A 13,513-nucleotide genomic window follows, 5' to 3' on the forward strand; every position below is an offset into this window, starting at 1 on the left:
CAACTCCAACGACGAACCTCCCGAGAACCACAAGGGCACATGGCAGTATCCCGCGCTGGTCGGCTGGAACGGTTACCCCGAGGGCCTGCGTGACCGGCTGACCCAGGCCGACTTCGGCAGTGCCCACCTCGGCGCGCCCCTTCCCTACCCCGACGGCTGCGGCGGCTGGCAGCAGGCCGATGTGCGCACCGCGCGCGACCGGCTCGGCTGGAGGCCCCGGATCGCCCTGGAGGAGTCACTGGCGGACATCTGGATGGAGGCGGCATGCCGCATCTGATCAGTACGGCGATACAGCACGCCGGCGCCACCTCCGGCCCGTTCGGCATCGGCGTCCCCGGCTTCGGCCATCCGCTGCTCGCACCGGCCGAGTGGGGCGAGCTGGCCAGACCGGGCGTCCCCCTCCACTGGGTCGTGCTCAATGTCACGGTGAGCGGGTACGCCGGTCCCGGCACCCGCCCCGACCCGCGCTGCCTGGAGGCGGCGGGCCGGCTGCGGAACGCCGGCGTCCTCGTTCTGGGCCACCTCGACGCCGCGCACGGCGTCCGTGGCCTCGGCGAGCTGATCTCCGACGCCCACCGCTACCTCGACTGGTATCTGGTCGACGGGTTCTACATGGACCGCTGTCCCACGGACCGGACACACCTGCCCGAGGTGCGCCGTGTGACCGCCACGCTGCGGGAGCGGCTGGGCGGCGGCCACGTGGTGCTCTCCCACGGCGCGCACCCGGATCCCGGATACCTGGAAGCCGCCGACCAGTTGGTGACCTTCGCGGGCGCCTGGGCCGACTATCGCTGGTCACAGGTGGCCGAGTGGACGGCGGACCATCCGCCGGAGCGGTTCTGCCATCTTGTCGGCGGCGTCCCGAGGACCCATCTGGAGGAGGCAGTGCGCATCGCGCGCTGGCAGGGTGCCGCCACGATCTACTTCACCGACCGGAAGGACTGGGCGGTAATGCCCGGCCACTGGGACGAATTCGTCTCGCTTGCCGGACAGGGTGTCTCGGAATGAAAGCCGGCATGGCACTGTTACTGACAGATGTCCCCGGGCGGGCCCGTCCTGCCGGGGTGTCCCCGTAGTGAAATACCGACCAACGGAGTCCCCGTGTCGCTGCCACCCCTGGTCGAGCCGGCTGCCGAGCTCACCGTCGACGAGGTCCGCAGGTACTCCCGCCACCTGATCATCCCGGATGTCGGGATGGACGGGCAGAAGCGGCTGAAGAACGCCAAGGTGCTGTGTGTGGGCGCGGGCGGCCTGGGCTCGCCCGCCCTGATGTACCTGGCCGCAGCCGGTGTGGGCACCCTCGGCATCGTGGAGTTCGACGAGGTCGACGAGTCCAACCTGCAGCGCCAGATCATCCACAGCCAGGCGGACATCGGCCGCTCCAAGGCGGAGTCCGCGCGCGACACCGTCAAGGGCATCAACCCGTACACGAACGTCGTCCTTCACGAAGAGCGGCTCGAGGCCGACAACGTGATGGAGATCTTCAGCCAGTACGACCTGATCGTCGACGGCACCGACAACTTCGCGACCCGCTACCTGGTCAACGACGCCTGCGTGCTGCTGAACAAGCCGTACGTCTGGGGTTCGATCTACCGCTTCGACGGCCAGGCCTCCGTCTTCTGGTCCGAGCACGGTCCCTGCTACCGCTGCCTCTACCCGGAGCCCCCGCCGCCGGGCATGGTCCCCTCCTGCGCCGAGGGCGGCGTGCTGGGCGTGCTCTGCGCCTCCATCGGCTCCATCCAGGTCAACGAGGCCATCAAACTGCTCGCCGGCATCGGCGAGCCGCTGGTCGGCCGGCTGATGATCTACGACGCCCTGGAGATGCAGTACCGCCAGGTGAAGGTCCGCAAGGACCCGAACTGCGCCGTCTGCGGCGAGAACCCGACCGTCACCGAGCTCATCGACTACGAGGCCTTCTGCGGCGTCGTCTCCGAGGAGGCCCAGGCGGCGGCGGCCGACTCGACGATCACCCCCAAGCAGCTCAAGGAGTGGATCGACGAGGGCGAGAAGATCGACATCATCGACGTCCGCGAGCCGAACGAGTACGAGATCGTCTCGATCCCCGGCGCCCGGCTGATCCCGAAGAACGAGTTCCTGATGGGCACCGCCCTCCAGGACATGCCGCAGGACAAGAAAATCGTCCTGCATTGCAAGACGGGTGTCCGCAGTGCGGAAGTCCTCGCGGTCCTGAAGTCCGCGGGCTTCTCCGACGCCGTGCACGTGGGCGGCGGCGTCATCGGCTGGGTCCACCAGATCGAGCCCGAGAAGCCGGTCTACTGAGCACTCCGCCGGCAGTCCGGTACGAGAACCGGTCGTGAACAGGCCGGCGAACAGGCCGCACGAGCGAAGGGACCGGCCCCCGCGGGATGGGGGCCGGTCCCTTCGTGCGTGACACCTCGGGCGGGCCGGGAGCGGAACCCGGGAGCCGGCGGGCCGGGAGCGGGCTCAGGAGCAGGTCTTGCCGTCCTTTGGGACCCTGCCGTTCAGCAGGTACGCATCCACGGTGGACGTCACGCAGGAGTTCCCCGCGGTGTACGCGCCGTGGCCCTCACCCTCGAAGGTCAGCCGGACACCGACGCCCTCGCCGAGTTCCTCGGCCATCTTCCGCGCCCCCTCGTAGGGTGTGGCCGGGTCGCCCGTCGTGCCGACGACCAGGATCGGGTCCGCGCCCGGCGCGCTCACCTCCGGGTCGTCACCCTCGCCCGCGACCGGCCAGTCGGCACACCAGCCCGCCGTGTCCCAGGCGAGGAACGGGCCGAACACCGGGGAGATCTCACGGAACTCCGGCACCAGCGCCTTCGCCTCGGCCCGAGTGGGCCGCTGCCTGGCGTCGGCGCAGGAGATGGCGCGCTGCGAGTGGCTCTGGGTGCCGTAGTGGCCCTTCTCGTCGCGGTCGTTGTACGAGTCCGCCATGGCGAGCAGCAGGTCGCCGCTGCCGTTCTCGGCCTCCTCCAGTCCCTGGGTGAGGTACGTCCAGCTCTCCTTGCTGTAGAGCGGCAGGACGATCCCGGTCAGGGCGCTGCTCTCGCCCAGTTCGCGGCCGCTGGAGGTCGGCAGCGGCTTCTTGTCGATCCGCTCCAGCAGCCGGACGATCTTCTCGGTGCCCTGCTCCGGGTCCTGCCCGGTGCTCTTGAGGTAGTTCTCCAGAGCCCGCTGGAAGCCCGTGGTCTGGTTGCGCGCGTGTCCGACGGCGTCGGCGGTCGGGTCCACGACGGCGTCGAGGACGACCCGTCCGACGTTCCCCGGGAAGTGGTGGGCGTAGACGCCGCCCAGCTCCGTGCCGTAGGAGAAGCCCAGGTAGTTCAGTTTCCGGTCGCCGAGCACATGGCGCATCAGGTCCATGTCGCGCGCGGCGTTGCTGGTGGAGACATGGGGGAGGAGCTTGCCGGAGCGGCGCTCGCAGTCCCGGCCGAAGTCGGCGCCGTCGGCCATGTACGCCTGCTCCTCGGCGGCGGTGTCGGGGGTCAGGTCGATCTCCGCCGCCGTCTCCATCTCCTTGTCGTCCCGGCAGCGCACGCCCGCACTGGCCGACACCCCGCGCGGATCGAAGCTCACCAGGTCGTAGCGGCTGTTCAGCTTGGTGAAGGAGGAGGCGGAGGACGGCAGCCCGGAGACGCCCGAGCCGCCCGGCCCTCCGAAGTTGAACAGGAGCGAGCCGATGCGCTTGCCCGGGTCCGTGGCCTTCTTGCGTATGACGGCGATGCCGATGGTCTCGCCCTCGGGCTTGTCGTAGTCCAGCGGCACCCTGATCGTCGAGCACTCCCAGCCGGAGCCGGGGGCCTCGCCGCCCTCCGGTGCCTCGCAGCGGCCCCAGTCCGGCTTCTGGCCGGTCAGCGCGGCGGGCAGGTCCTGCGAGCCGGGCCCGGCAGCGGCCGGGGAGCCGTCACCGCCCGGTTTACCGTCGCCGGCGCCGTCCGAGCCGCTGTCGCAGGCCACCAGGGTCCCGGCGAGCAGCAGCGCCGCCGCGGCGGCCCCGGCCCGTATCTTGTCCAGCATTTTCTTCCCCCGCCCGTGCCGATGCCGCAGATGTCCTCGCGGTCACTGGTCGTTCTGGTCGTTCTGGTCGTGCTGGTCGTTCATCGTAGTTGCGTCAGCCGCACAGGGTCCCCCTCGCCGGGACCCGCCCGTCGAGCAGGTAGCCGTCGACCGCGTCCCGGACACAGCGGTCGCCCGCGTTGTACGCGCCGTGTCCCTCCCCCTTGTACGTGAGCTCGACGCCCACGGACTCACCCAGCCGTTCCGCCATTCTCCGCGCGCCCTCGTAGGGTGTGGCCGGGTCGCCCGTCGTGCCGACGACGAGGATCGGCGCCGCGCCGTCCGCGCTCACGTCCGGGTGCTCCCACTGGCCGGGCACGGGCCAGCCGTCGCAGCCGAGCAGCCCCCAGGCGAGGTAGTCGCCGAAGACGGCCGAGGCCCTGCGGAACTCGGGCAGCCGCGCCTCGATGCCGGCGGCGTCGTAGCGCCCCTTGTAGTCGGCGCAGTTCACGGCCGCGTTGGCCGCCTGGAGATTGCTGTAGGTGCCGTTCTCGCTGCGCCCGTTCATCGCGTCGGAGAGGGAGAGCAGCAGCGAGCCGGTGCCGCCCTGCGCCTCGTCGACGCCCTGTTCGAGCAGTGGCCAGTAGTCCTTGGAGTACAGGGCCTGGACGATGCCGTTGGTGGCCTGGGTCTGGGTCAGTTCGCGAAAGCCCCGGCCCGGGAGGGGGTTCTTGTCGAGGGAGGCGAGGAGTTCGGTGATGTTCGCCTCCACCTCCGCCACCGTGGCGCCGCTCAGCAGGCATTCGTCGCCGCGGTCCACGCAGTCCCGCGCCCAGTTGTCCAGGGCCTGCTGGAAACCCTTCGCCTGGGCCAGGGAGCCCTGCTCGGCGTTCGTGGTGGGGTCGACGGCGGCGTCGAAGACCGCCCGGCCCACGTTCCGCGGATACAGGTGCGCGTAGACACCGCCCAGTTCCGTGCCGTACGAGATGCCGAAGTAGTGCAGCTTCCGGTCGCCGAGGACCTCGCGCATCAGGTCCATGTCGCGGGCCGCCTGGGTCGTGCCGACGTACGGCAGGGTCCTGCCCGAGTGGTCCTCGCAGGCGTCGACGTACGCGGTGTGGTTCTTCAGCAGGCTCCGCTCCTCGGCGGCCGTGTCCGGGGTGAAGTCCTGCGCGTAGTACGCGTCGAGGTCCTCGTCGTCCTCGCAGCGCACCCCGTCGCTGCGGCCGATGCCGCGCGGGTCGAAGCTGACGAGGTCGTACCGGCCGCGCAGGCTCCGGAAGTCCCCCGCGGCGGCGGGCAGCGTGACGACGCCGGACGCTCCGGGGCCGCCGAAGTTGAACAGCAGCGAGCCGATCCGGTTCTTCCGGTCGGTGGCCTTCGCCCGGATCAGGGCCAGTCCGATGCGCTCGCCGCCGGGGTCGGCGTGGTCCAGCGGGACCCGCAGCGTGGCGCACTCCCAGCTGCCGCCGCCCGGTGGCGGGGAAGGGGCCGTGCCGCCGCCCTCCGAGTCCGAGGGGTCGGGACAGCGGTCCCAGTCCAGGGTCTGTTCCCGCAGGTCCACGTCCTCCTGCTCGGCTTCGTCGCAGGAGGCCAGAGACCCCAGGGTCACGGACAGCACCAGGGCGAGGACGAGGACGAGCAGCCGGGCGGTGGTCGTACGGCGACGGGCGGAGACGGCCATACGGCCATGGTCGGCCGGGCGGGGGCGCGCGGCGCGGCCCGTGCGCCGTACGAGTGAGCCCGCGCCGGACTGCCGACGGAGCGCTCAGAGCGCGCCCTTCTTCGTCAGCTGGTTGAAGGCGAGCCAGCCGGGCAGCACCGGCAGCCAGAACGTCAGCAGCCGGAACAGCAGCACCGCCGGTGTCGCGACCTCGCTCGGCAGGCCGATGGCGACCAGGCCGACGGTCAGGGTCAGCTCCACGGCGCCCACACCACCCGGTGTCGGAGCGGCCGAGCCGAGCGCGTTGCCGGCGAGGAAGACCACGGCGATGCTGGCGTAGCTGACGGCGACGCCCTCCGGCGAGAAGGCCCGGATCGAGGCGTCCAGGCACATCACGAAGGCGCCGGTCAGCAGCAGCATGCCGCCGATGCCGGTGAGCAGCTTCTGCGGGCGCTGGAGCACGTCGAGCATGCGCGGCACGACACCCGCGAACAGCGCCCGCACCCGGGTCGCCACGAACTTCCGCAGGATCGGGACCGCGGTCACCACCAGCACCAGGACGGCGACCGTCAGCAGGCCGGCGATCACCGTCCGGGAAGGGGAGAGCGACGGCGTCTTCTCGGTCCCGGTGAGGTAACCGAAGGTGAGCAGGAGCAGGATGTGCGCCCCCAGCCCGAACAGCTGGGAAGCGCCGACGCTCGCCACCGCGAGCCCCGGCCGTACGCCCGCGCGCTGGAGGAAGCGGGTGTTGAGCGCCACACCGCCGACCGCAGCCGGGGCGACCAGTTTCACGAAGGAACCCGCGACCTGCGCCATGACCGTCCGCAGGAACGGCACCCGCTCGGGCACGAAACCCAGCAGGCTCATCGCCGCCGCGAAGTAGCTCAGCGCGGAGAACAGCACACCGGCGGCCACCCAGCCCCACTCGGCCTCTCCGAGGATCTGGTCCCAGTTGATGTGGGCGAGCTGCGAGAGCAGGAAGTAGGCGGCGAAGGCGCCGGCGACGAAGCTGACCAGGGTGCGCGGCCTGATCCGCTCCAGCCGCACCGGCTCCACCGGCGCCTGCGGCCGGATCAGCAGCACCTGGTGCCGGATCTGGGAGAGCAGGTCCTCCTCGCGGGCCTCCTCCAGGGCCTCGTCGATGGCGCGCTTCTCGGCCTGCCGCTCGGCCCGCACGGCCTTGCGGGCGGCCTTGCCCTCCGTGGGGCGCGGCCGCTCCCCGGTGTGCCGGGCGCCGTCGGAGGCCGCGAGCACGGCTTCACGCTGCCGCTGGGCGCGCTCGCGGGCCAGCCGGCGCAGCGTGGCGCGGGTGCTGCGGGTCAGGGCGATCGGCTGGAGCAGGGGCAGGGAGTCCGCGACCGCGTCCGGTCCCATGACCTCCACCGCCGCGGCCACCGAGCGCTCCGCGCCGACCCGCAGGCCGAGGGTGGTGAGCAGCTGCGCGACGTCCATCCGCAGGACGAGGTCGCCCGCCGCGATCTCGCCGCCGCGCAGATCGGTGAGGATCACCTTGTCGGGCACGGTGTCGGTGTCCCCGGCCTCCGGCGTGCCGGAACGATCCACCAGGATCGCGTCCCCGGCCAGCCTGCGGTGTGCGATCCGCCGCGACTGGAGGGACTTCACCTGCCGCCAGGCGCTGCGCAGCAGATCGTCGGTGATCTCCTCGTCGGACAGCGAGTCCAGGGTGTGGCCGCCCAGATGCTCGTACACCAGCATCACCGCGTCCGGGCCGAGCTCCGACGTGGCGATCAGCTTCGGCGCCTTCGCCCCGGCGGCGATCGCGGCGTAGGCGAGCAGGGCCTCCTGCTCCAGGGCCTGGCGCAGCGACTGCAGGCTGCTGCGCTGGGTGATGCCGCGCAGGGTCAGCCGCCGCCACACGCGGTAGAAGAAGCCCTGGGCCTGCTGTTCGCGGTCGACCACGGTGACGTCGAGGGGCGGCCCGTCCTCCAGGGCGACGAGGTAGCGGCGGCCCCGGTCGTTGTGGTCCGGGTTCTCCGGAGTCTCCTCGGCCCGTACGGCGTTCACCGGCTTGAAGCCGACGCGGCGCAGGCCCGCGAGGAGGGTCTGGCCGGTGGGGCGCACGTTCGGTGAGCCGACGGCGTACACCGTGCCGTAGGCGGCCGTCCAGCCGATCAGCACGGTCAGAATGATCGAGAAGGGCGTTGTCAGCCCGCTGACCAGCATCGCGAAGGCGTCGAGCAGCAGGACGACCCACAGCACGACCCGCCAGCGCGGCCTGCGGGCCATGCCGACGGCCGTCATGTACGCGATCACGGGCGCGAGATAGCCGTGCACCGGGTCGGTGAGCGCGTCCCCGGGACCGTACTGGGTCAGCGCGTCCCGCAACGATTCGGGTGCCGTGCGTGACACCCACAGGTCGGTGGCGAGCGAGACGCCGTGCGCCAGGACCGCCGCGAGGACGCCGTCGGCGATGCGCAGGCCGTCGCGCTTGATCAGCCGCTCGATGGCGAAGACCACCGGGACCAGCAGCACCGCGATCGAGGAGGCCAGGCCGGCGAACTTGATCAGCAGGTCGGGCGCCTGGCCGGTGCCCTTGCTGATGTCCTGTTCGAGGCCCGTGGTGGTGCCGTGTGCGAAGGCGGCGAGTGCCAGCACCAGCACGATGCCGAGCACGCCGACGAGCAGCCGCATGAGGTCGGAGGGGCGGTGCACACGGGCGGGGAGCAGCGGCTCGTCGCGCTCGACGCGGTCGGCGTCGGGGTGCCCGTGGTGGCCGTCCCCGGTGTCCCGGCCGGGCGCGTCCGCGGGGTGGTCCGGGGCGGCGGAGTGGTCGGTGCCGGCGGTGCGGTCCGGGGCGGCGGAGTGGTCGGTGCCGGCGGTGCGGTCCGGGGCCGCGGCGCCTTCCCGCTCACCCGGGCCGTCGCCCGTGACGGCGCTCTCCGGGACGCCGGGGCCCGCCGCGTCCCCGGGCGGCACCGGCCCGGGCGCGTCCGGGCGCGCCGGAGCGTCGGAGCGCCGTTCCGCCTTCGCGGACCGCCGGCTCTGCTCCTCCGCCGCCGTCTCTTCTTGATCTCGTATCACCAGTCACCGCCCGGACGATGGTGGCACGACCGGAGCGCCGAAGGGGGCATCAGGGTGCGAAGCGCGGGCGCGAGGGGGGTGAGATGTGACGCATCGAACCTCCCGGTCCACTGTCGGTGCCATGGGGCAGGATGTTCCGGATGAGCGAGGACTTGCCAGACCTGCCCGCGTATGCGGAACGGGTGCTCGACGTGGCCGAGCTGGTTCCGCCCGGCCGCGTGATGACGTACGGGGACGTCGCCGAATGGCTCGGCGAGGGAGGGCCCCGCCAGGTGGGACGCGTCATGGCGCTGTACGGCGGAGCCGTGCCGTGGTGGCGCGTCGTCCGCGCCGACGGCATCCTGCTGCCCGGCCACGAGGTGGAGGCGCTCGGCCGCTACAGGGAGGAGGGCACGCCGCTGCGGGCCGCCGCCCGGCAGGCGGACGACCACGTGCCGCGCCTCGACATGAGACGGGCGCGCTGGGACGGATCGGTTCACGGGCAGGACGCTCACACCTGACAGCTTCGTCCATCCGGGCGCCCGGCGGGTCCCCGGACGAAGACCGTACGCGGTACGGGCGACATCCGCGCCCACTGGCGTAGCGTCTCCGGGACACGGCCCGCCCGTCACCCCCGGTGCATCCGGCACCTCCGGTACGTGCGATCCGCGCTGCCGCACCACCATCAGCACACCCACCAGGACCGGCGAACCACGTGAGCTCCTCCTCCTTCTCCCGAAGCGGGCCGCACCTCGGACAGGTGCGGCGGGGGACCCGTGGCGCGTACCGGCTCGTCCGTACGCCACCGCAACCGCCCGGCCCTCCTCAACTGGACGCACGGCAGCGTGCGGTGGTTGACCACCCCGGAGGTCCGCTGCTGGTCCTGGCGGGGCCGGGCACCGGGAAGACCACCACCCTCGTCGAGTCCGTCGCCGCCAGGATCGCCAGGGGGGCCGACCCCGAACGCCTCCTGGTGCTCACCTTCAGCCGCAAGGCCGCCGTGGAACTGCGCGACCGGATGGCCGCCCGGCTCGGCGGCGCCCCGGCACCGCAGGCCACCACGTTCCACTCGTTCTGCTACGCGCTGGTCCGCGCCCACCAGGACGCCGACCTGTTCGTGGATCCCCTGCGGCTGCTGTCCGGCCCGGAGCAGGACCTGTACGTACGGGAGCTGCTGGCCGGCGAGCAGGAGCTGGCCCGCGAGGGCCGCGCCCGTGTCCACTGGCCCTCCGACCTGCGGGCCTGCCTGACCACCCGGGGCTTCGCCGACGAGGTGCGCGCCGTGCTGGCCCGCAGCCGTGAGCTGGGTCTCGGCCCAGCGCAGCTCGCCGGCTTCGCCCGGCGCATCGGCCGTCCCGACTGGCGGGCTGCGGCATCGTTCCTCGCCGAGTACCTGGACGTGCTCGACGCCCAGGGGGTCCTCGACTACGCGGAACTCGTCCACCGGGCCGTGCTGCTCGCCTCCCGCGACCAGGTCGCGGCCGGGCTGTCCGCGCGCTACGACGCGGTGTACGTCGACGAGTACCAGGACACCGACCCGTCCCAGGTGCGGCTGCTGCGGGCGCTGGCCGGGGACGGCCGGACCCTGGTCGCCTTCGGTGACCCCGACCAGTCGATCTACGCGTTCCGCGGCGCCGACGTGAACGGCATCCTCGGCTTCCCCGCCATGTTCCGCCGCTCCGACGGCACCGAGGCGCCGATCGAGGTACTGGGCGTCTCCCGCCGCTCCGGCGCCGGGCTGCTCGCCGCCACCCGCCTGATCACGCGCCGTATGCCGCTCCCCCGGCTGCCCGCGGAGAAGGTACGGGTGCACCGGGAGCTCACCGCGGCCCGCGAGGGCGGGCGCGTCGAGGCCTTCACCTACCCGACGCCCACGACGGAGCTGGACAACATCGCCGACCTGCTGCGGCGGGCCCACCTGGAGGACGGCGTCCCGTGGAGCGAGATGGCCGTCCTCGTCCGCGCCGGGGCGCGCAGCATCCCCTCCCTGCGCCGAGCCCTCACCTCGGCGGGCGTTCCTCTGGACATCAGCGGAAACGACGTCCCCCTGCACCAGGAGCCGGCCGTGGCCCCGCTCCTGACCGCCCTCCGTGCGGCGGCATGCGCCGCCCTCACGGCTCCCGCGCCCGTCCATGCTCCGGCACCGGGTGCGGGGCAGCCGGCTGACGCTCCGGCGGCGCCCAGTGGCCCATCGGCTCGGGTGGACGGCCCGCAGGTCCCGGCGCCCGGCGCGGGCAGGCCGGAGGTCGGCGGGCGGGTCGCCGCCGGCCCCTCGGCGGGGGCCGCCGGTTCCCGGCCGGTCGGCTCTCCGGTGCCGGACGCCTCGCCGACCGCCCAGGGTGACGGCCCCTGGGATCCGGTGTCGCGGCGGGACGCCGGGCCGTCGGGCGCTTCCGCGCCCGTTCATGGCACGGCACTGGGTACGGGGCGGCAGCGGCCGGGCGCGGGTGAGCCGGGGGCCGCCGGTTCCCGGCCGGTCGGCTCTCCGGTGCCGGACGCCTCGCCGACCGCCCAGGGTGACGGCCCCTGGGATCCGGTGTCGCGGCGGGACGCCGGGCCCTCGGACGCCCCCGCCTCCGCCCCGGCGTCCGGCGCGGGGGCGGCCGCGTCCGCCTCCGGCTCCACGGCGGTGCCGGGCGCCGGGCGGCCGGATGGGGAGGGGCCGGGAGGCGTGCGGCCGGAGCGGGACACCGGGGCGCCGCCGGACCCCGGCACACCGGGTGGCCCGGGGCAGCCGGAAGCCGGTGCGCGGGGCGCGGCCGGGCCGCAGCGGGACGGCTCCCTGACAGCGGAACCGGCAGCGGCAGCGGAACCGGCACTGGAAGCGGCCGGGACGGAGCCGGAGACCCGGCCCGTGTCCGCGGCAGGCGTGGGCGCGCCGGAAGAGCCGGTGAACGCGCCCTGGCTGACCGTCGAGACCGCCCTGGACCTGCTCACCTCGCCGCTCGGCGGCATGGACCCCGCCGACCTGCGGCGGCTCGGGCGCGCGCTGCGCGACGAGGAGCGGGCCGGCGGCAACCGAGTACCGCCGCCGTCCGACGAACTGCTCGCGCGCGCCGTCGCGGAACCGGAACGGCTGGTCGCGCACGACCCGGCGTACGCGCGCGGCGCCCAGCGCCTGGGCAGGCTGCTGCGCGAGGCCCGGGAGGTCCTGGAGCGCGGCGGCACGGCGGAAGAGGCGCTGTGGGCGCTGTGGAACGGCACACCGTGGCCCGCGCGGCTCGAGCGGGCCGCCCTGCGCGGCGGCGCCGCCGGGCGCAACGCCGACCGGGACCTGGACGCGGTGTGCGCGCTGTTCGAGACCGCGGCCCGCGCGGAGGACCGTACCGGGGGCCGGGGCGCGCTGAACTTCCTGGAGGAGGTCGACGCGCAGGACATCGCCGCCGACACGCTCTCCGGCCGGGCCGTCGGGTCCGACGCCGTGCAGCTGATGACCGCGCACCGGTCCAAGGGCCTCGAATGGCACCTCGTCGTCGTCGCCGGCGTCCAGGAAGGGCTCTGGCCCGACCTGCGGCGCCGCGGCTCGCTGCTGGAGGCCGACCGCATCGGCCGTGACGGCCTCGCAGAACCGCTCGGCCCCGGCGCGCTGCTCGCCGAGGAGCGGCGGCTGTTCTACGTCGCCGCGACCCGAGCCCGTGAACGGCTCGTCGTCACCGCGGTGAAGGCCCCCGCCGACGACGGCGACCAGCCCTCCCGCTTCCTCACCGAACTCGGCGTCGAGCCGAAGGACGTCACCGGGCGCCCCCGCCGGCCCCTCGCCGTGGCCGCGCTCGTCGCCGAGCTGCGCGCCACCACCGTCGACCCGGCCGCCTCGCCGGCGCTGCGCGAGGCGGCCGCCCGCCGCCTGGCCAGGCTCGCCGCGCTCAGCGACGAGGAGGGCCAGCCGCTCGTGCCCGCGGCGCACCCGTACCGCTGGTGGGGGCTGTACGAACCCACGCACACCCCGGCCCCCCTGCGGGACCGCGACCAGCCCGTCGCCCTCTCCGGCAGTGCCCTCGACCAGCTCGCGAACACCTGTGCCCTGCAGTGGTTCCTGGGCCGCGAGGTCAAGGCGGACGAGCCGGCCACCGCCGCCCAGGGCTTCGGCAACGTCGTCCACGTACTCGCCGACGAGGTGGCCTCCGGGCGCACCCCCGCCGACCTGGCGGTGCTCATGGAACGCCTCGACTCGGTCTGGGACGGCCTCGCCTTCGACGCCCCCTGGAAGTCCCGGCAGGAGAAGGACAACGCCCGCGCCGCCCTGGAGCGCTTCCTGAGCTGGCACGTGATGGACCGCGCGGGCCGCACCCCGGTCGCCACCGAGCACGGCTTCGACGTGACCCTGGAGGCGGGCCAGTACGAGGTGCGGATCCGCGGCAGCATGGACCGCGTCGAGGAGGACCACGACGGACGCGCGTACGTCGTCGACTTCAAGACCGGGAAGCAGACGCCCACCGGCCCCGAGGTCGCCCGTCACCCGCAGCTGGCCGTGTACCAGCTCGCCGTGCGCGAGGGCGCCGTCGACGAGGTCTTCGGTGGCCGCCGCCCGGAGCCGGGCGGCGCCGAGCTCGTCCACCTGCGCGTCGGCGCGGCGAAGAAGGACGGCGGGGACACCGTCCCGAAGGTGCAGGCGCAGGAGCCGCCGGCGGACGGGCCGGGGGAGTGGGTCGGCGGTCTCCTCGCCACCGCCGCCGGCCGCGTCCTCGACGAGCGGTTCACCCCGAGCACCGGCAACCACTGCGACACCTGCTCGTTCCGCGCCTCGTGCAGCGCACGGCCGGAGGGCCGGCACGTGGTGGAGTGACCGGCGTGAGGTGAGAGACCGGCACCTGGTGGAGTGACCGGCGTGAGGTGAGGTCCGGCAGCGGTGGGGTG

The 13,513-nt window shown here is 73.5% G+C and carries 7 protein-coding genes and 1 pseudogene; 5 read left to right on the plus strand and 3 right to left on the minus strand.

The genetic code is table 11. From position 1 onward, the window contains the following. The 3 genes and pseudogenes from GUY61_RS40015 to moeZ all read left to right on the plus strand — a co-directional run. Positions 1–277: pseudogene (locus GUY61_RS40015) on the plus strand (hypothetical protein); the annotation flags it as partial. Then, on the plus strand, positions 265–1,008 hold the full coding sequence (locus tag GUY61_RS10495; protein ID WP_166629815.1) for a spherulation-specific family 4 protein: 744 nt from the start codon (positions 265–267) through the stop codon (positions 1,006–1,008). The pseudogene GUY61_RS40015 and the gene GUY61_RS10495, both read left to right, overlap by 13 nt. Before the next feature lie 93 nt (positions 1,009–1,101). Next, complete coding sequence (gene moeZ / locus GUY61_RS10500; protein WP_166629816.1) at positions 1,102–2,280, plus strand: adenylyltransferase/sulfurtransferase MoeZ; 1,179 nt, start codon at positions 1,102–1,104, stop codon at positions 2,278–2,280. 165 nt (positions 2,281–2,445) lie between these two features. Here the strand turns inward: moeZ and GUY61_RS10505 are convergent, their stop codons facing one another. From GUY61_RS10505 to GUY61_RS10515, 3 genes are all read right to left on the minus strand, one after another. Further along, entirely contained in the window at positions 2,446–3,996 is a 1,551-nt protein-coding gene (locus GUY61_RS10505) for an alpha/beta hydrolase (protein WP_166629817.1), read from the minus strand. A 94-nt stretch (positions 3,997–4,090) separates the two neighbouring features. Continuing rightward, positions 4,091–5,659, minus strand: a complete 1,569-nt coding sequence (locus GUY61_RS10510) for an alpha/beta hydrolase (protein ID WP_166629818.1) — start codon at positions 5,657–5,659, stop codon at positions 4,091–4,093. An 84-nt stretch (positions 5,660–5,743) separates the two neighbouring features. Further along, positions 5,744–8,680: a lysylphosphatidylglycerol synthase domain-containing protein gene (locus GUY61_RS10515; RefSeq protein ID WP_166629819.1), complete on the minus strand. Its 2,937-nt coding sequence runs from the start codon at positions 8,678–8,680 to the stop codon at positions 5,744–5,746. A 131-nt stretch (positions 8,681–8,811) separates the two neighbouring features. On the opposite strand from GUY61_RS10515, the gene GUY61_RS10520 reads away from it, so the two are divergent. Next, entirely contained in the window at positions 8,812–9,180 is a 369-nt protein-coding gene (locus GUY61_RS10520; RefSeq protein WP_166629820.1) for an MGMT family protein, read from the plus strand. 194 nt (positions 9,181–9,374) lie between these two features. Further along, a complete protein-coding gene (locus GUY61_RS10525; RefSeq protein ID WP_166629821.1) occupies positions 9,375–13,442 on the plus strand; it encodes a UvrD-helicase domain-containing protein in 4,068 nt (1,355 codons plus the stop codon). Positions 13,443–13,513: the final 71 nt, after the last annotated feature.

This window comes from Streptomyces sp. GC420 (genome assembly GCF_009916105.1).
Taxonomy (GTDB): domain Bacteria; phylum Actinomycetota; class Actinomycetes; order Streptomycetales; family Streptomycetaceae; genus Streptomyces.

What these genes read in the sequence shown, in the direction of transcription:
- GUY61_RS10520 (WP_166629820.1), top strand. Translation starts at nt 8,812, where the DNA reads ATGTTCCGGATGAGCGAGGACTTGCCAGACCTGCCCGCGTATGCGGAA.
- GUY61_RS10510 (WP_166629818.1), bottom strand. Translation starts at nt 5,659, where the DNA reads ATGGCCGTCTCCGCCCGTCGCCGTACGACCACCGCCCGGCTGCTCGTC.
- GUY61_RS10495 (WP_166629815.1), top strand. Translation starts at nt 265, where the DNA reads ATGCCGCATCTGATCAGTACGGCGATACAGCACGCCGGCGCCACCTCC.
- GUY61_RS10505 (WP_166629817.1), bottom strand. Translation starts at nt 3,996, where the DNA reads ATGCTGGACAAGATACGGGCCGGGGCCGCCGCGGCGGCGCTGCTGCTC.